The sequence below is a fragment of the Streptomyces sp. NPDC059900 genome, from assembly GCF_050270335.1.
In the GTDB taxonomy this organism is placed as follows: Bacteria; Actinomycetota; Actinomycetes; order Streptomycetales; family Streptomycetaceae; genus Streptomyces.
On the sequence record NZ_JBNNJZ010000067.1, the window covers coordinates 1 to 16,855 of the forward strand.

The 16,855-nt window shown below is 69.0% G+C and carries 18 protein-coding genes and 1 pseudogene; 2 read left to right on the top strand and 17 right to left on the bottom strand.

The window, feature by feature from the left end; all coding sequences use genetic code 11:
* Positions 1-105: 105 nt before the first annotated feature.
* The 9 genes from tatA to ACQKIP_RS13005 all read right to left on the bottom strand — a co-directional run bounded on the left by tatA (position 106) and on the right by ACQKIP_RS13005 (position 7,429).
* Positions 106-396 (bottom strand): Sec-independent protein translocase subunit TatA, encoded by a 291-nt coding sequence (tatA, locus tag ACQKIP_RS12965; RefSeq protein WP_351164975.1) that lies wholly within the window; start codon positions 394-396, stop codon positions 106-108.
* A gap of 250 nt (positions 397-646) precedes the next feature.
* On the bottom strand, positions 647-844 hold the full coding sequence (locus tag ACQKIP_RS12970) for a hypothetical protein (protein WP_365860083.1): 198 nt from the start codon (positions 842-844) through the stop codon (positions 647-649).
* A 9-nt stretch (positions 845-853) separates the two neighbouring features.
* Positions 854-1,105, bottom strand: a complete 252-nt coding sequence (locus ACQKIP_RS12975; RefSeq protein WP_361196937.1) for a hypothetical protein — start codon at positions 1,103-1,105, stop codon at positions 854-856.
* A gap of 11 nt (positions 1,106-1,116) precedes the next feature.
* Positions 1,117-2,142, bottom strand: coding sequence for a helix-turn-helix transcriptional regulator (locus tag ACQKIP_RS12980; protein ID WP_365860082.1), 1,026 nt, complete (start codon positions 2,140-2,142; stop codon positions 1,117-1,119).
* 14 nt (positions 2,143-2,156) lie between these two features.
* A complete protein-coding gene (locus ACQKIP_RS12985) occupies positions 2,157-3,110 on the bottom strand; it encodes a helix-turn-helix transcriptional regulator (protein WP_365860081.1) in 954 nt (317 codons plus the stop codon).
* Between the two features lie 138 nt (positions 3,111-3,248).
* Complete coding sequence (locus tag ACQKIP_RS12990; RefSeq protein WP_361196752.1) at positions 3,249-3,623, bottom strand: FKBP-type peptidyl-prolyl cis-trans isomerase; 375 nt, start codon at positions 3,621-3,623, stop codon at positions 3,249-3,251.
* A 43-nt stretch (positions 3,624-3,666) separates the two neighbouring features.
* The gene (locus ACQKIP_RS12995; protein WP_365860181.1) at positions 3,667-4,668 is read right to left on the bottom strand and encodes an FKBP-type peptidyl-prolyl cis-trans isomerase; all 1,002 of its coding nucleotides are present in this window, start codon (positions 4,666-4,668) and stop codon (positions 3,667-3,669) included.
* Between the two features lie 130 nt (positions 4,669-4,798).
* Positions 4,799-6,160 (bottom strand): Pup--protein ligase, encoded by a 1,362-nt coding sequence (pafA, locus tag ACQKIP_RS13000; RefSeq protein ID WP_150165878.1) that lies wholly within the window; start codon positions 6,158-6,160, stop codon positions 4,799-4,801.
* A 9-nt stretch (positions 6,161-6,169) separates the two neighbouring features.
* Positions 6,170-7,429, bottom strand: coding sequence for an MFS transporter (locus ACQKIP_RS13005; protein ID WP_365860080.1), 1,260 nt, complete (start codon positions 7,427-7,429; stop codon positions 6,170-6,172).
* Positions 7,430-7,562: 133 nt separating this feature from the next.
* On the opposite strand from ACQKIP_RS13005, the gene ACQKIP_RS13010 reads away from it, so the two are divergent.
* Positions 7,563-8,588: a LacI family DNA-binding transcriptional regulator gene (locus ACQKIP_RS13010; protein WP_365860079.1), complete on the top strand. Its 1,026-nt coding sequence runs from the start codon at positions 7,563-7,565 to the stop codon at positions 8,586-8,588.
* A gap of 78 nt (positions 8,589-8,666) precedes the next feature.
* On the opposite strand, the gene prcA is transcribed toward ACQKIP_RS13010, so the two are convergent.
* The 6 genes and pseudogenes from prcA to arc all read right to left on the bottom strand — a co-directional run bounded on the left by prcA (position 8,667) and on the right by arc (position 14,427).
* The gene (gene prcA / locus ACQKIP_RS13015; RefSeq protein WP_365860078.1) at positions 8,667-9,449 is read right to left on the bottom strand and encodes a proteasome subunit alpha; all 783 of its coding nucleotides are present in this window, start codon (positions 9,447-9,449) and stop codon (positions 8,667-8,669) included.
* A 53-nt stretch (positions 9,450-9,502) separates the two neighbouring features.
* The gene (prcB, locus tag ACQKIP_RS13020; protein WP_365860077.1) at positions 9,503-10,348 is read right to left on the bottom strand and encodes a proteasome subunit beta; all 846 of its coding nucleotides are present in this window, start codon (positions 10,346-10,348) and stop codon (positions 9,503-9,505) included.
* Positions 10,300-10,503 (bottom strand): annotated as a pseudogene (locus ACQKIP_RS13025) (endonuclease domain-containing protein); the annotation flags it as partial. The gene prcB and the pseudogene ACQKIP_RS13025, both read right to left, overlap by 49 nt.
* Before the next feature lie 89 nt (positions 10,504-10,592).
* Positions 10,593-10,811 (bottom strand): ubiquitin-like protein Pup, encoded by a 219-nt coding sequence (locus ACQKIP_RS13030; protein ID WP_365860076.1) that lies wholly within the window; start codon positions 10,809-10,811, stop codon positions 10,593-10,595.
* 124 nt (positions 10,812-10,935) lie between these two features.
* Complete coding sequence (gene dop / locus ACQKIP_RS13035; RefSeq protein ID WP_361196729.1) at positions 10,936-12,447, bottom strand: depupylase/deamidase Dop; 1,512 nt, start codon at positions 12,445-12,447, stop codon at positions 10,936-10,938.
* A 213-nt stretch (positions 12,448-12,660) separates the two neighbouring features.
* Positions 12,661-14,427, bottom strand: a complete 1,767-nt coding sequence (gene arc, locus ACQKIP_RS13040; RefSeq protein ID WP_365860075.1) for a proteasome ATPase — start codon at positions 14,425-14,427, stop codon at positions 12,661-12,663.
* A gap of 254 nt (positions 14,428-14,681) precedes the next feature.
* On the opposite strand from arc, the gene ACQKIP_RS13045 reads away from it, so the two are divergent.
* The gene (locus tag ACQKIP_RS13045) at positions 14,682-14,996 is read left to right on the top strand and encodes a ferredoxin (RefSeq protein WP_361196723.1); all 315 of its coding nucleotides are present in this window, start codon (positions 14,682-14,684) and stop codon (positions 14,994-14,996) included.
* Between the two features lie 112 nt (positions 14,997-15,108).
* On the opposite strand, the gene ACQKIP_RS13050 is transcribed toward ACQKIP_RS13045, so the two are convergent.
* A complete protein-coding gene (locus tag ACQKIP_RS13050; protein ID WP_365860074.1) occupies positions 15,109-15,690 on the bottom strand; it encodes a hypothetical protein in 582 nt (193 codons plus the stop codon).
* A 231-nt stretch (positions 15,691-15,921) separates the two neighbouring features.
* A complete protein-coding gene (locus tag ACQKIP_RS13055) occupies positions 15,922-16,833 on the bottom strand; it encodes a tRNA (adenine-N1)-methyltransferase (RefSeq protein WP_365860073.1) in 912 nt (303 codons plus the stop codon).
* Between the last annotated feature and the right edge of the window lie 22 nt (positions 16,834-16,855).

Consider the following 16,855-nt stretch of genomic DNA (forward strand, 5'->3'; position numbering starts at 1 on the left):
CCGCAAGCGGCATCCGCCCCTCGGGATCCTGTTCCTTCTTGCGGGCAGACTTGAGCAACCCACGTCCTCATCTCGTGCGGCAGGCCGGCCGTCGCCGGCCTTGGATCAGCGCTTCGTCGTGCTGTCGGTGGGCTCGGTGACCGGTCGCGAGCTGGTCACGTCGCCGGGCGCGGCCTGGATGGTGCGGGGCTGGGCGGCGGAAGGGTCGCCGGGCGGGTCGGCCGGGGCGGCTTCGTCCTTCTTGCCGTCCGACTTCATCGCCTTGGCCTCGCTCTTGAGGATGCGCGCGGACTTGCCGAGCGACCGGGCCATGTCGGGAAGCTTCTTCGCGCCGAACAGCAGAACGATGACGACGAGAATGAGAATGATCTCGGGGGCGCCGATCTTTCCGAACATAGGTCTTTACCTTCTCACCGAGGCGGCAGGGGCGGGGCTGCCGGACAGGCCGGACTTGGCTGTCCGACCACCGTGCTGGCAGCGATCGTAACGCTCAGGGGTGAACGCAGGGCAATCCCTGTGCGTACTCCCAGTTGCGGCCCGCGCCTCGCACTCCGGGCCACTGCAGCAGCGTACCTGCCGGACAAGGGAAGTTGACAGGCCGCGGCATCGATGTGCGCCCCGGCGGCATCACCGGGTTCCACGGGACCTAGCGGACGTCCCGGCCCGCACGGGCCACGCCGGTCGCTGCCGCCTCGAGGTCCTCCGCCGCACGGTTGATCCGCTGTGTGGTCTGCGTCACCTGCCGGCTGAGGCGCTGCGCCTCGACGAAGACCCGGATCGCCAGTACGCCCAGCACGGCGAGGCCGCAGAACCCCGCGGCAATCGCCACCATCGCCCAGAACATGCGCCGAGCCTAGACGGTCGAGTGCAGACGCAGCGTCCGCACCCCGCCGCCGGTGAGCAGTTCGACGATGCGCTCGCCCGCGGGCTTGCGGACCGCGGTGCCGCACTCGGGGCAGGTGAACGAGTAGAAGGTGGTGCGGGCCGATGCGCCGATGGCCAACCGCAGGGCGCCCGCGGAGAGTTCGAAGCGGGCGCGGCAGTCGGGGCAGGCGGCCTTGAAGAGCACAGGGGCGATTCTCGACATTCCGGGAATCTCGGACATGATGCTGGTGTTCAACGCCCTTGCTCCTGCCTGTCGTACGACGTGCCGGCGTGCTGGTCGTGCTGCTCGTCACCGGGGTGCTTGTCGTGCTCGTCGTAGGCCGCGAGCGCCTCGCGCGCCGCCTGCCGGGCGCTGTCCGCGAGATCGGCCGGGGAGAGGATGTGGCCGTCTCCGCCGAGGCGCAGCGCGAGCCTGCGCAGCGAGGTGGGGTCCGGGGTGCGCAGGGTGATCCGCAGGCCGCCGTCGGGGAGCTCCTCGGCGCTGTCGTGGGGGTAGTACTCGGCGACCCAGCGGCCGCCGGGTCCGACCTCGACGACGACCTCGGGGTCCTCGGCGGCGGGCTGCACGAGCCCTTCGGAGAGGTCACGCAGCTCGACCTCGGGCGGCGACGACGGCTCGTCCAGGATCTTGATCTCGGCCACCCGGTCAAGGCGGAAGGTGCGGCGCGCCTCGGAGTGGTAGCACCACGCCTCCATGTACGTGTGCCCGACGGCGAAGAGCCGGACCGGGTCCACCTCGCGCTCGGTGAGCTCGTCGCGCGCGGGCGAGTAGTAGCGCAGCCAGAGCCGGCGCCGCTCGGAGATGGCGCGGTCGACGTCGGCGAAGACGCCGCCCTCGGACTCGAAGGTCACCGAGAGCCGCGCGCTGGCGCCCGCGTTCTCGCCGGCCGCGGCCTCCAGCTTCGCGGTGGCGCGCACCAGTGCCTGCCGGTCGCTCTCGCGCAGCCCCGGAAGGGTGGAGACAGCGCGGGCGGCGACCAGGAGCGCGGTGGCCTCGTCCGCGGCGAGGCGCAGCGGGGCCGCCACGTCGTCGGGGTTGTGCCACCAGATGCGGTCGCCGTCGGTGTCGATGTCGAGCAGGTCGCCGCCGCGGAAGCTGGTCCCGCACAGCGGCAGCACGTCCAGGTCCGAGATCAGCTCGTCCTCGGTGATCCCGAAGGCGCGGGCCACGTCACTGACGTGGGCGCCGGGGCGCTCGCGCAGATAGGTCACCAGGGAGAGCATCCGCCGGGTCTGGTCGATGGCGTTCGTGGCCATGGTTCTCTCCCCCTTCAGCCCTTGGCCACGGCGCGCAGCCGGTCCACGACGTCGGCCCGCAGCTCGGCGGGCTCGATGACCACCACGTCGGGCCCGAACTCCACCAGCCAGGCGTCGAGCCCGTGCCCGTACGGAATCTCCAACTCGTCCCACCCCTCGCCCGCCGCGCGTATGCGGGCGGCCTTGGCGCGCAGCGGGTAGCCCGCGCCCGAACGCAGTCTGATCAGGGCGGAGCGGTCGGCGCTCTCCCCCGCCCAGCTCGCGACGGTCTCACGCACCGTGACCACGTCGGGAACGGGCGCGGTGTACTTCCCGGCGCGGGCGCGGACCTTCCCGGTGATGCGGGAGAGCCTGAAGACCCGCTCGGCGCCGCGGTCGCGGTCCCAGCCGGCGAGGTACCAGTGGCCGCGCCAGCACTCGAGCGCCCACGGCTCGACGTGCCGCTGCCCGGGGCGGGCCGCGGTGGCCTTGCGGTAGTCGAAGACGACGGGGCGGCGGTCGCGGCAGGCCAGCATCAGCGGCTCGAAGGACGCCTCGTGCACGGGGATGCGCGGTTCGAGGGCGCTGTGTGCCTCGTACGGGTCGACGTCCTCCGGCAGCCCCGCGGCGCGCAGCTTCTGCAGGGCGCCGCTGGCGGCTCCGGCGAGCCGGGCCTGCTGCCAGACCTTGGCCGCCAGGCCGAGCGCGGCGGCTTCCTCGGCGTCGATGGTGATGGGCGGCAGGCGGTTGCTGTCGCGGCGCGCGAGATAGCCCACCTCGCCGTCGAGATTCTCCACCGTCTCGATGACCAGGCCGAGTTCGCGCAGATCGTCCTTGTCGCGCTCGAACATCCGGTTGAAGGAGTCGTCGGACCCCGCCTCCAGATAGGCCTCGATGGACTCGCGCAGCTCGCGCTTGCTGAGCGGCCGCCGCGTCCCGAGCAGACACAGCGCCAGGTTCATCAGCCGCTCGGCCTTGGCAATGGCCATCGACGCCCTTTCTCATCATGTCTTCCGACCGCCGACCGTACCGCCCCGGGGTGTCGTCGCAAAAGCCGAGGGCCCATGCCGGAACAGGCATGGACCCTCGGCGGACAGGTCTGGTCAGACCCTGGCCCCGGTCGTCTCTCAGACGGCGACGAGGTCGCAGACGAAGATCAGCGTCTCGCCGGGCGCGATGCGGCCGCCACCGGCGCCGCGCTCGCCGTACGCGAGGTGGGAGGGGATGGTCAGCTTGCGGCGGCCGCCGACCTTCATGCCCTGGACACCCTGGTCCCAGCCGGCGATGACCTGACCGGCGCCCAGCTGGAACGCGAGCGGGTTGCCGCGGTTCCAGGAGGCGTCGAACTCTTCACCGCTGGAGAAGGAAACTCCCACGTAGTGGACCTGGACGGTGTCGCCGGCCTTGGCCTCCGGGCCGTCGCCCTCCCAGATGTCCACGATCTCGAGGTCGGTGGGGACCGGACCGTCGGGGAAGTCGATCTCGGGCTTCTCGATGCTCACGTCTAATGCTCCTGCTTGATACGGATGACCGGCCGGGACAGTCTTACATCTTCGCGAGGATGTCCACGCTGAAGACCAGCGTGGAGTCCTTCTTGATGGAGCTGCCCTGCGGCGGCTGGTCGCCGTATCCCAGCTTCGGCGGGATGACGATCAGGACGCGGCTGCCGACCTTCTTGCCGGTCAGGCCCTGCGCCCAGCCCTTGACGACCTGGGCCAGCTGGAACGAGGCGAGCTGGCCGCTCTTGTACGAGGAGTCGAACTCCTTGCCGTCGGCCCACAGCACGCCCTTGTACTGGCACAGGAGGCTGTCGGTCTCCTTGACCTCCTCGCCGTCGCCCTCCAGGACATAGCTCGCGACGAGCTTCTTGGGGGCGTCCTTCTTCGGGACGTCGATGGAGGGCGCCTTGCCGTCCGTGTTCGTGCCGACCTTGGGGAGGTCGATGTTGGACTGCGCGACCTCCTTGCCCTTGGCCGAGCTCTTGTTGCTGAAGGTGCCCACGAGGTCCACGACGAAGACCAGCGTGTCGTCGCCCTTGATGCCCGCCTGCTTGTTGCCCTCGGTGCCGTAACCCATCTTGGGCGGGATCGCGAGCTGCACGCGGCTGTCGAGCTTCTTGCCGACCAGGGCCTGGTCCCAGCCGGGGATGACCTGACCGACGCCGATCGGGAAGACCGTGGGGTTGCCACGGTCGTACGAGTTGTCGAAGACCTTGGCCGTGGCCCAGATCTGGCCGAGGTAGTTGGCCTGGAGGTAGTCGCCCTTCTTGACCTCGTCGCCCTTGCCCTCGATCAGGGTCTTGACCGCGAGGTCGGAGGACGGCTTGCCGGGCCCCTTGGCGACGGTCGGCTTCTGCCCGAACTTCGTCCCCTTCGTGATCTCGGGCAGCGGCCCGTCCACGATCTTCGCCGTCGGCGCGGCCGAGGACGAGTTGGAGGGGGCTGGGCTGTCACTGGGCTTGGCCTTGTCGGCCTTTTTGTCGTCGCCACAGCCGGCCAGCGTGAGCAGTCCGGCCGGAACAGCAAGGAGAAGTGAGCGTCGGCGCACGGTGGGGGCCTCGTATCGATCGATCTTGTCGGTTGGCGTGCGCGCAACTCTACGCATGGAGAAGGGCGCCGTACGAGGAACGTACGGCGCCCCGCGTTGCGTTCCCGCAACGCATCTCCTGTATCAGGGGTTACATACCGGCGATCAGTTTCTCCACCCGGTCGTCGACCGACCGGAAGGGGTCCTTGCACAACACGGTGCGCTGTGCCTGGTCGTTGAGCTTGAGGTGCACCCAGTCGACCGTGAAGTCACGGCGCTGCTCCTGGGCCCGGCGGATGAAGTCGCCGCGCAGCCGTGCGCGGGTGGTCTGCGGAGGCACCGACTTGCCTTCGAAGATCTTCAAGTCGTTGCAGATGCGGGCGGCTTGGCCCTTCTTCTCCAGGAGGTAGTACAGCCCGCGACGTCGGTGGATGTCGTGATACGCGAGGTCTATCTGCGCGACCCGCGGATGCGACATGGTCATGTTGTTCTTCGCTCGGTACCGCTCGATGAGCTTGTACTTCATGACCCAGTCGATCTCGGTGCCGATACGGTCGAGGTCCTCGGCCTCGATCGCGTCGAGCGTGCGGCCCCACAGTTCCAGGACCTGCTCGACCGTGCCCGTGCGGATGCCGCGGCGGTCCACGAAGTCCACGGCCTTTTCGTAGTACTCGCGCTGCACTTCGAGGGCGGACGCCTCGCGGCCGCTGGCCAGGCGCACCTTGCGGCGGCCCGTGATGTCGTGACTGACCTCGCGGATGGCCCTGATCGGGTTCTCCAGGGTCAGGTCGCGCATCACCGTGCCCGCTTCGATCATGCGCAGGACGAGGTCGGTGGCTCCGACCTTCAGGAGCATGGTCGTCTCGGACATGTTCGAGTCGCCGACGATGACGTGCAGCCGGCGGTAGCGCTCGGCGTCCGCGTGCGGTTCGTCGCGGGTGTTGATGATCGGCCGGGAGCGGGTGGTCGCGGAGGAGACCCCTTCCCAGATGTGCTCGGCACGCTGACTGACGCAGTACACGGCGCCGCGTGGAGTCTGCAGCACCTTGCCCGCGCCGCACAGCAGCTGTCGCGTGACGAGGAAGGGAATGAGGATGTCCGCGAGCCGCGAGAACTCCCCGTGCCGGGCCACCAGATAGTTCTCGTGGCAGCCGTAGGAGTTTCCCGCCGAGTCGGTGTTGTTCTTGAAGAGATAGACGTCGCCCGCGATTCCCTCCTCGTGCAGGCGGCGTTCGGCGTCGACGAGCAGGCCTTCCAGAATGCGCTCGCCCGCCTTGTCGTGCGTGACCAGCTCGGTCACGTTGTCACATTCCGGTGTTGCGTATTCCGGATGTGACCCGACGTCAAGATAGAGGCGGGCGCCGTTCCGCAGAAAGACGTTGCTGCTGCGGCCCCATGAGACAACACGGCGGAAGAGGTAGCGCGCCACCTCGTCAGGCGACAGACGGCGCTGTCCCCTAAACGTGCACGTGACGCCGTACTCATTCTCCAGCCCGAAAATGCGGCGGTCCATGACTGAACATTACGCCTGATGCCCTGCGCTGAAACCGGGTTCGACGGCACCGTTTCGATCATTTTCCGATGAACCCGCAACGACCGCCGAATCAGCGGGGAGCGCGAGCACCCGCGCCGTGGCCAGCAGGACAAGCAGAGCGGCGACACCGGCGAGCCCCGGCACGGCGAAACCCCACCGGGTCCCGCCCCACTCGACGACGGGGCCCGCCGCGGCCGTGCCGAGCGAAGCACCGACCGTGAACGTGGTCACGAGCCAGGAGAACGCCTCGGTGACGGTGCCGCGCGGGGCGTGCCGGTCGACGATGATGAACGCGCACGCGATCGCCGGCGCGAGGAAGACCCCGGCGACGGCCGCGAGCGCCGTCATGGCGACCGCGCCCGGCGTCAGCGTCAACGGCCAGTAGCAGAGCGCAAGCAGGGCCACCAGGCCCGTCAGGCGCTTCTCCGGGACCCCGGCCCACTGCCGCGCCCCGTACACGGATCCGCCGACGAGCGCGCCGAGTCCGAGCGCCGCCATCATCCAGCCGTACACCGCGTCGCCGCCGTGCTCGTCGGCGTACGACACACCGGCGACGGTGATGGAGCCGAGCGCCATGCCGATGAACAGGAACGCGCCGAGCAGCGCGATGAGGCCGGGTGAGCGCAGCGCGCCGAGCCAGTGCGCCTCGCGGGGCGCCGAGCGCCACGCGCGCGAGGGCTGCGACACCACTACGGAGAGGGCGCCGAGCACGCCGACGGCGTTCACGACGAGCAGCGCGGCCTGCTCCGACCAGAGCGCGACGCAGCCCGTGACGAGCAGCGGTCCGACGGTGAACATGACCTCCTGGGCGATGGCGTCCATGGCGTACGCCGTGTGCACCTGCTCCTCCTTGCCCAGGACGCTCGGCCACAGCGCGCGCAGACCGCCCTCCAGGGGCGGCGTGAAGAGACCCGCCACGCCCACCGACACATACGCGAGGACCAGCGCGTCGGGCCCGGTGAAGGCGAAGGAGGCCATGGCGACCGCCGAGACGACCGCCGCCGGGAGCTGGATGCGCGGCTGTCCGCAGAGGTCCACCAGGCGGCCGAGCAGCGGCTGCCCCACCGCGTTGGCCACGCCGTACACCGCGGCGAGAGCGCCGGCCAGGCTGTACGTCCCGCCCTCGGCGCGGATGAACAGCACGATGGCGATCGGGGCGGTCGCGTTCGGCAGGCGGCCCACCAGCGTGCCCGCGAGCAGCCGTCCCGCATATCTCGTCCGGAGGATCTCCGCGTATCCGGCAGCCATGCTTCCCGCCCCTTCCCCCTGCACCGACGCGCCGAGGTTTTACGTATAACGTCGAGGGTCATACGTACCATGAGCGCTCACCGCGGGTCCATCCGAAGAGCATCCCGCGGGAGCGATCAGGGAGGTACCAGGAGTGGCCGGGCCACAGCAGGAGGCCGCGGGGTCACGCCCCACGAGCCGCGACGTCGCACGCGCCGCCGGGGTGTCCCAGGCCACCGTCTCCCTCGTGTTCGGCGACAAGTGGCGCGGCCGGGTCGCCGAGCGCACCGCCGAGCGCGTCCGGGCCACCGCCCGCGAACTGGGCTACCGCCCCAACCTCGCGGCCCGCAATCTGCGCCTCGGCCGCACCAGGACGGCGCTCCTCGTCGTGCCCGCCCTCACCAACGAGTTCTTCGCCCGCGTCTACACCGGGGCCGCCCGCGTCGCCGCCGAGCACGGCTTCGGGGTCGTCCTCTACCCCTCCCCCGAAGGTGTCGGCCCCGCCCGCGACCCCTTCGACTCCAGCCGCGCCGCCCTCGACGGCATCCTCGCCTCCTCCATCGCGTCCGACGCCCTGGCCACCATCCAGGGCGACGAACTGCCCCTGGTCATGCTCGACAGCGACCCCGCCGACAGCTTCGGCGCGGCCACCGTCAACCTCGACATCGGCGACGGCATGCGCCGGGTGGCCGAGCATCTCCTTGCCCTCGGCCACCGCGACTTCCTGCACTTCGCCGCGGGCGTCGATTCCTGGACCTTCGACGTGCGCTCCGAGGCCCTCGCCGCGGCGCTGAGGGGCACCGACGCGGCCGTACGCACCCTCCGGGCCCCTCTTGCCGTCGACGCTGCCCGCACGGCCGCTGAAGCCGCCCTCCGCGCCCCGGGGCCCCGCCCCACGGCGGTCGTCTGCGACGACGACATCCTCGCCGCGGGCGCCTGCAAGGCGGCCCGACGCCTGGGCCTGCGCGTGCCCGAGGACCTCTCCGTGACCGGCTTCGACGACCTCACCCTCGCGACCGCGGTGGAGCCCGAACTCACCACGGTGCGGCTGCCGGCCGAACAATTCGGTGAACGCGGCATGACGTCCCTGCTCGCGGTCCTCGACGGACACACGCCCCGGACCGACACCCTGCCCGTCGAACTGGTGGTCCGCGGCTCCACGGCCCCCGCCGCCCGCTAGCCCGCCGGCTCACCACACATGCGTACGCCCCGCGCCCCGGCCACAGGACCGGGACACGGGGCGTACGAACGGGCCGGACTACTCCTCGGCGGAACCGGACCCGGACTCGGAACCGGTGTCCGGGTCTTCGTTGTCGGACGCGGCGTCCGTGGGCGCCGAGGCGCCCCCTTCGAGCAGCCGCGAGAGCTGACGCCCGACGATCCGCTTGAACTTGCGCTGCTGCGGCCGCGTACGGTCGAGGACCGCCACCTCGAGCCGCTCCGCGGGGATCTCCCGCTCGCTGCCGTTGTTGTCGCGCGAGAGCGACTGCACGGCCAGCTTCAGCGCCTCCGCCAGCGACATCCCGTCACGGTGACGCTGATCGAGATACGTGCTGATCTGCTCGGCATTGCCGCCGACCGCGACCGAGCCGTGCTCATCCACGATCGAACCGTCATGCGGCAGACGGTAGATCTGATCGGCGTCCGCCGTGGCACCCACCTCGGCGACGACGAGCTCGACCTCGTACGGCTTCTCCGCCTGGCTGGAGAAGATCGTGCCCAGCGTCTGGGCGTAGACGTTCGCCAGCCCGCGGGCCGTCACGTCGTCCCGGTCGTAGGTGTAGCCGCGCAGGTCGGCGTAGCGCACGCCGCCGATCCGCAGGTTCTCGTACTCGTTGTACTTGCCGGCGGCCGCGAAGCCGATCCGGTCGTAGATCTCGCTGAACTTGTGCAGCGCACGGGACGGGTTCTCGCCGACGAACACGATGCCATCGGCGAACTGCAGCACAACAAGGCTGCGACCACGGGCGATGCCCTTGCGGGCGTATTCCGCCCGGTCGGCCATGGCCTGCTGGGGTGAGACATAGAACGGCGTAGACACCGGCTATCCGTCCCTCTCTGTCAGTGACTCGGTCAGTGGCGAATACGGATCGATCAGAGCAGCGAGGCCCGTGGGCCGTCGGGCTGCTCCAGGCGCCGCTCAAGGATCGAGCGGGCGATCTCGGAGGACTCGTCGTCCGCCAGCTTCCGGAAACCCTCGTCGGAGATCACGGTCACGATCGGATAGATCCGGCGAGCCACATCCGGACCGCCCGTCGCCGAGTCGTCGTCGGCGGCGTCGTACAACGCCTGGACGACGAGGGTCGTCGCTTCCTGCTCCGACAGGTCCTTGCGGTAGAGCTTCTTCATCGCCCCGCGCGCGAAGACCGAACCGGAGCCGGTGGCCGCGAAGCCGTGCTCCTCCGAACGGCCGCCCGTGACGTCGTACGAGAAGATGCGTCCCTTCTCGCGGTCGACGTCATAGCCCGCGAAGAGCGGGACGACGGCCAGGCCCTGCATGGCCATGCCGAGGTTCGACCGGATCATCGTGGAGAGCCGGTTCGCCTTGCCCTCCAGGGAGAGCGTGGCTCCCTCGACCTTCTCGAAGTGCTCCAGCTCCAACTGGAAGAGCTTGACCATCTCCACGGCGAGACCGGCGGTGCCCGCGATGCCCACCGCGGAGTACTCGTCGGCCGGGAAGACCTTCTCGATGTCGCGCTGCGCGATGACATTGCCCATGGTCGCCCGCCGGTCACCGGCGAGCACCACGCCGCCGGGGAACGTCACCGCCACGATCGTCGTGCCGTGCGGCGCCTCGATCACGCCCTGCGTGGGCGGCAACTGCCGGTTGCCGGGCAGGATCTCGGGCTGGTGCTCGGACAGGAAGTCCATGAAGGACGAGGACCCGGGCGTCAGGAAGGCAGCCGGTAGACGCCCGGTGCTACGAGTGTTGGCTTCCACGCGTTTCCTTCCAGGTATGCGGCCGCACGGCGGACGGAGTCGGGATGGTCCCCCAACTTGCCGATGGCCGAATTGCAGTTGAAGCACAGTACGTCAGGGACCCTACCCGCCGATCGGCGGTGATCCACATGTGCGGCGGGGGCGTTCAAAGAGACCGCGTCGACCCGCGTCGACGCCGGTGCTGCGCGGCCCGGCAATCCGTCGTGCATTGCCGGTACCGCACGCCCCCCGACCGACATGGTCGCTATTGCCCGCCCTTTTGCACGAAGGACCGCACGAAGTCCTCCGCATTCTCCTCGAGGACATCGTCGATCTCGTCCAGGACGGAGTCCACGTCGTCGCTCAGCTTCTCCTGGCGTTCCTTGAGGTCCTCGGAGCCCTGTGCTTCCGCACTCTGCTCCTCGGTCTCCTCGGTGGAACGCGTTGCCTTCTGCTGTCCGCCGCCGGTGTCCTTGGTCGCCATCTACCTCACCCCGCTCGTTCGGTTCGATGCACTTGATCAGACCCTATAAGCCAGGTCCGACATCGGCCCCCCAGTTACTGCAACGTCCGGGGGTCACCTCGATGATTCCCACGCGCCGGGCCTTTCAGCCTCCGGAGAGGACCCGGACCAGATCCTCTGCCGTGCGGCAGCGGTCCAGGAGCTCCTTTACGTGATTCCGTGTGCCGCGCAGGGGCTCCAGTGTGGGCACGCGCTGGAGGGAGTCGCGCCCCGGCAGGTCGAAGATGACCGAATCCCATGAGGCCGCGGCCACGTCGTCCGCGTACTGCTCCAGGCAGCGGCCGCGGAAGTAGGCGCGGGTGTCCTCAGGAGGCTTCGTCTGGGCGCGCTCGACCTGAGGTTCCTCCAGGAGCCGCTTCATCTTGCCGCGGGCCACCAGACGGTTGTACAGCCCCTTGTCGGGCCGTACGTCCGCGTACTGCAGGTCGACCAGGTGCAGCCGGGCCGCGTCCCAGTCGAGGCTGTCACGGCGGCGGTAGCCCTCCATGAGTTCCCGCTTCGCCACCCAGTCGAGCTCTCCGGAGAGGCTCATCGGGTCGCTCTCCAGGCGGCCCAGGACGTCCTCCCAGCGGCTGAGAATGTCCTTGGTCTGCTCGTCGGCGTCGGAGCCGTACCGCTCCTCGACGTATTTGCGGGCCAGCTCGAAGTACTCCATCTGGAGCTGTACGGCGGTCAGGGTGCGGCCGCTGCGGAGCGTGATGAGGCGTTGCAGCGTCGGGTCGTGGGAGACCTGGTGCAGGGTGCGCACGGGCTGGTCGACGGCCAGATCCACCGCGATGAAGCCGTCCTCGATCATGGCGAGGACCAGGGACGTGGTGCCGAGCTTGAGATAGGTCGAGATCTCGGAGAGGTTCGCGTCGCCGATGATGACGTGCAGGCGGCGGTACTTCTCCGCGTCGGAGTGCGGCTCGTCCCGGGTGTTGATGATGGGCCGCTTGAGGGTGGTCTCCAGGCCCACCTCGACCTCGAAATAGTCGGAGCGCTGGCTGAGCTGGAAGCCGTGCTCGTGGCCGTCCTGGCCGATGCCGACCCGGCCCGCGCCCGTGACGACCTGCCGGGAGACGAAGAACGGCGTCAGGTGGCGCACGATGTCCGAGAAGGGGGTTTCCCTTTTCATCAGATAGTTCTCGTGCGTGCCGTACGACGCGCCCTTGTTGTCGGTGTTGTTCTTGTAGAGGTGGATCGGCTGGGCGCCCGGCAGTTGCGCGGCCCGCTCGGCCGCCTCCGCCATGATGCGTTCGCCGGCCTTGTCCCACAGGACGGCGTCCCAGGGATTGGTGACCTCGGGTGAGCTGTACTCGGGGTGCGCGTGGTCCACGTAGAGACGCGCCCCATTGGTGAGGATCACATTGGCGAGACCGATGTCCTCGTCCGTGAGCTGACTGGCATCGGCGGTCTCACGTGCGAGGTCGAAGCCCCGTGCGTCCCGCAGGGGATTCTCCTCCTCGAAGTCCCAGCGGGCGCGTCGCGCCCGGTGCATCGCCGCGGCGTAGGCGTTGACGATCTGGGACGAGGTGAGCATGGCATTGGCGTTCGGGTGGCCGGGGACGGAGATGCCGTACTCCGTCTCGATGCCCATTACTCGCCGTACGGTCATGCGGCCCTCCTTGCCCGGCGGCGCTCCCGTTCGGGTGCGGCGCTCAAGTACCGCTGGTTCTCCGGTGCGTGTGCGGTGCCCGTCCCCGCACTGCGCGACTCGGCGGTACCGAAGAGCCTAGAGCGCCTTTGCGCTGGTGGGGAGATCATTGCCTTCATTGAAAAACAGACAGCTGCGGGTACCCGTGAAGGACACCCGCAGCCGTCCTGTCTTCTACAGGTACTGACCGGTGTTGGCCACCGTGTCGATGGAGCGTCCGGTGTCCGCGCCCTGCTTTCCGGTGACGAGCGTACGGATGTAAACGATCCGTTCGCCCTTCTTGCCGGAGATGCGAGCCCAGTCGTCCGGGTTGGTGGTGTTGGGCAGGTCCTCGTTCTCCTTGAACTCGTCGATGCAAGCCTGCAGGAGGTGGGCGACCCTGATGCCCTTCTGGTCGGCGTCGAGGAAGGCCTTGATGGCCATCTTCTTGGCGCGTCCGACGATGTTCTCGATCATGGCGCCGGAGTTGAAGTCCTTGAAGTACAGGACTTCCTTGTCTCCGTTGGCGTACGTCACCTCGAGGAAGCGGTTCTCCTCGGACTCTGCGTACATCTGCTCCACGACGGACTGGATCATGCCGTCCACGGTGGTGCGCCGGTCGGCGCTGTGTTCGGCGAGGTCGTCCGCGTGCAGCGGGAGCCGCTCGGTGAGGTACTTGGCGAAGATGTCCTTTGCCGCCTGCGCGTCGGGACGCTCGATCTTGATCTTGACGTCGAGTCGTCCCGGCCGCAGGATCGCCGGGTCGATCATGTCCTCACGGTTGGAGGCACCGATGACGATGACGTTCTCCAGGCCTTCCACGCCGTCGATCTCGGCGAGCAGCTGGGGGACGATGGTGTTCTCCACGTCCGAGCTGACTCCGGATCCGCGGGTGCGGAAGAGGGATTCCATCTCGTCGAAGAAGACGATGACGGGGGTTCCCTCGCTCGCCTTCTCCCTCGCACGCTGGAAGACCAGGCGGATGTGACGCTCGGTCTCGCCGACGTACTTGTTCAGGAGCTCGGGGCCCTTGATGTTCAGGAAGAAGCTCTTCCCCTGGGCCGCCCCGGTCACCTCGGCGACCTTCTTGGCAAGGGAGTTGGCGACGGCCTTGGCGATGAGCGTCTTGCCGCAGCCGGGAGGCCCGTACAGCAGGACGCCCTTGGGCGGCCGCAGTTCGTGCTCCCTGAAGAGGTCCGGGTAGAGGTAGGGCAGTTCGACCGCGTCGCGGATCAGCTCGATCTGGTTGCCCAGACCGCCGATCTGCTCGTAGCCGATGTCCGGGACCTCTTCCAGGACGAGCTCTTCGACCTCGCTCTTGGGAACCACTTCGTAGACGTAGCCGGAGCGGGGTTCGAGCAGCAGTGCGTCGCCGGGACGGATGGTGACGTCGAGGAGTGGTTCGGCGAGCCGCACCACCCGCTCCTCGTCGGTGTGCCCGACCACCAGGGCGCGCTCGCCGTCCTCGAGGATCTCCTTGAGGGTGACGATGTCGCCCACGCTCTCGTACTCCATGGCCTCGACCACGTTGAGCGCTTCATTGAGCATTACTTCCTGGCCGCGCCTGAGCTCTTCGAGCTCCACGCTGGGGCTGACGTTCACCCGGAGCTTGCGGCCCCCGGTGAAGATGTCGGCCGTGCCGTCCTCGTTCGCCACGAGGAAGACTCCGAAGCCGGCCGGCGGCTGCGCGAGCCGGTCGACTTCCTCCTTGAGGGCCACGATCTGGTCGCGGGCCTCACGGAGCGTGTTGGCGAGCCGCTCGTTCTGTGCGGATACGCCGGCCAGATTTGTCTGCAGCTCGACGATCCGCTCTTCGAGAATTCTCGTATGCCGCGGAGAGTCGGCGAGCTTGCGTCGCAGGACGGCGATTTCCTGCTCGAGATAGGCAACCTGACCGGCGGGGTCTTCAGACCCTCGCCCCGGCCGGATGCCGCGGTTGATGTCGTCGTCGTGGGCTGCCACGGTCCTCACCTCCTCCAAGGGGAGCTGGACGCTTCCAGACCCTACCTGGGTGGGTGTCGATTGAAACCCCTAGATCACAAAGACGGTCGAGGTGTGTCCGATCTTCACCCTTGCGCTCTCCCTCACATCAGGTGGATACCCACCCAACAACATCGGAAAGCGGGCGGTTGTATCGTCGAAGCGTTCAACACCCGTCAGGGTTGGCCCGACTTGCCCCCGAGTCGGCTCGCTCGACGCAGCGATCGGCAGGAGAGATGACCGTGCAGAACGAGGCTGGGACCGGCCCTGAGGGCCGCGAACTCCTGGAGGTCTGGATCGACCAGGACCTCTGTACCGGCGACGGCATCTGCGCGCAGTACGCGCCCGAGGTCTTCGAGCTGGACATCGACGGCCTGGCCTATGTGAAGAGCGGGGACGACGAGCTCCTCCAGGCCCCCGGCGCCACAACGCCCGTTCCGCCGACGCTTCTGCGTGACGTGGCGGACTCGGCCAAGGAGTGCCCCGGCGACTGCATCCATGTGCGCCGCGTTTCGGACAGCGTGGAGGTCTACGGCCCCGACGCGGCATGAGGCCGCCGATCCGGCCGTGCACATCGTGAGAACCCGGCCGTGCGCACCATGAACAAGGGCCTGTATCCGCCGTTCGAACGGCGGATACAGGCCCTTGTTCATGCCTCTTGGGTCACACGCTGTGTGCCCCGGCCGGCGTGGACCGCGCGAACGTGCCGTCCTTCCATTGCCACTTGGCCTCGTCCTTGAGGTCGGGGCAGCAGCTGGGCACGTCCGGTGACGAGTAGCCGTGGAGTGTGGCGGTGATCACGCCGGCACGTACGGCGAAGTCGCTGACGTTCTGGCGGTCCTTGGGGTCGACCAGGGTGGCGACGACCCGGGGCTTGCCTCCCGTGGCACGCGTGACGACGTACACGCCGTCGGGCGGTGTGCCGGATCCGGCGGCGCAGTGCACCACGGCGACGGTCTCGGGCGCGCCGTCCCCGTCGAGGTCCCCGGAGGCCTTCTTCTTGACCACGGGTTTCACGCTGCCGCAGGTGATGGGGTACGTGACGCCGGCCGCGTCCGGAGCCGGCGCGGGGGCCGCGGCCGCGGTCTTGCCGGAGGGTCTGGAGCCCGGCTGGGCTGCGTTCGCGGGGTCGGGCTGCAGGAAGGACGAGCCCGCGATGACGGCGGCGAGCGCGGCCGCTGTGGCCAGCCAGTGGATGGGACGGGTGGTGTTGTGTGCCAGTTCCGGGACGGCGGGGTGCTGCACTAGGAGTGTCTCCTGTGAGGGCTGTGCCGGTGGGGGAGGTGGCCAGCATCGTGCCATACCTCACAGTGCGGCGGAACACCGGGGCCCGTGATCGCACCGCGCCCGTGCGCGCGTCCGGGGGCCCGCGAACCAAAAGGCACCGCCGCCGAGTTCCCCGGTCGAAGGGGGGAACTCGGCGGCGGCGCCCGTGCGTTCAGCGGTTGTACGCGGATGCCGGCACCCGCGGCGCGGTCAGCGCTCCGCGCGGGGGGTGCCGCCGTCGGCGTTCGGGCCCGTGTAGTCGTCGCCGTAGGCGCCCTTGGAGGGGCGGCGGCGGCGCATGGGCGGCTCGACGCCGTCCGCCAGGCGGCGGGCGGTGAGCAGGAAGCCGGTGTGGCCGATCATACGGTGGTCGGGGCGGACGGCCAGGCCCTCGACGTGCCAGTTGCGGATCATCGATTCCCAGGCGGTCGGCTCGTTGAAGCCGCCGATCTCGCGGATGGACTCGACGGTCCGCGCGAGCTGGGTGGTGGTCGCCACGTAGCAGCAGAGGATGCCGCCGGGCACGAGCGCCTTGGAGACGACGTCCAGGCACTCCCAGGGGGCGAGCATGTCGAGGATGACGCGGTCGACGTCGCTGTCGCTGAGGTTGTCCTGGAGGTCACCGACAGTGAGCTGCCAGGCGGGGTGCGGGGCGCCGAAGTAGCGCTCCACGTTCTGCCGGGCGATGTCGGCGAAGTCCTCGCGGCGCTCGTACGAGTGCAGCATTCCCTCGTCGCCGATGGCGCGCAGGAGGAAGCTGCTCAGCGAGCCGGATCCCACCCCCGCCTCCACGACGCGGGCGCCGGGGAAGATGTCGGCGAAGGCCAGGATCTGCCCCGCGTCCTTGGGGTAGACCACGGCGGCGCCGCGGGGCATGGACAGGACATAGTCGGGGAGCAGGGGGCGCAGCGCGAGGTAGGCGACGTTTCCCGTGGTGCGGACAACGCTGCCCTCGGGAGCACCGATCAGCTCGTCGTGGGGGAAGGAACCCTTGTGGGTGTGGAAGTTCTTCCCGGCCTCGAGCGTGAACGTGTAGTGGCGGCCCTTGGGGTCGGTCAGCTGAACCTGGTCCCCGACCTTGAAGGGCCCGCGTCGGCGGGCGGCACCGGTCGGTTCGGACATGTGACCAGCCTACCGGCCCCTG

What these genes read in the sequence shown, in the direction of transcription:
- tatA (WP_351164975.1), bottom strand. Translation starts at nt 396, where the DNA reads ATGTTCGGAAAGATCGGCGCCCCCGAGATCATTCTCATTCTCGTCGTC.
- ACQKIP_RS12970 (WP_365860083.1), bottom strand. Translation starts at nt 844, where the DNA reads ATGTTCTGGGCGATGGTGGCGATTGCCGCGGGGTTCTGCGGCCTCGCC.
- ACQKIP_RS12975 (WP_361196937.1), bottom strand. Translation starts at nt 1,105, where the DNA reads ATGTCCGAGATTCCCGGAATGTCGAGAATCGCCCCTGTGCTCTTCAAG.
- ACQKIP_RS12980 (WP_365860082.1), bottom strand. Translation starts at nt 2,142, where the DNA reads ATGGCCACGAACGCCATCGACCAGACCCGGCGGATGCTCTCCCTGGTG.
- ACQKIP_RS12985 (WP_365860081.1), bottom strand. Translation starts at nt 3,110, where the DNA reads ATGGCCATTGCCAAGGCCGAGCGGCTGATGAACCTGGCGCTGTGTCTG.
- pafA (WP_150165878.1), bottom strand. Translation starts at nt 6,160, where the DNA reads ATGGACCGCCGCATTTTCGGGCTGGAGAATGAGTACGGCGTCACGTGC.
- ACQKIP_RS13005 (WP_365860080.1), bottom strand. Translation starts at nt 7,429, where the DNA reads ATGGCTGCCGGATACGCGGAGATCCTCCGGACGAGATATGCGGGACGG.
- ACQKIP_RS13030 (WP_365860076.1), bottom strand. Translation starts at nt 10,811, where the DNA reads ATGGCGACCAAGGACACCGGCGGCGGACAGCAGAAGGCAACGCGTTCC.
- dop (WP_361196729.1), bottom strand. Translation starts at nt 12,447, where the DNA reads ATGACCGTACGGCGAGTAATGGGCATCGAGACGGAGTACGGCATCTCC.
- ACQKIP_RS13045 (WP_361196723.1), top strand. Translation starts at nt 14,682, where the DNA reads ATGACCGTGCAGAACGAGGCTGGGACCGGCCCTGAGGGCCGCGAACTC.
- ACQKIP_RS13055 (WP_365860073.1), bottom strand. Translation starts at nt 16,833, where the DNA reads ATGTCCGAACCGACCGGTGCCGCCCGCCGACGCGGGCCCTTCAAGGTC.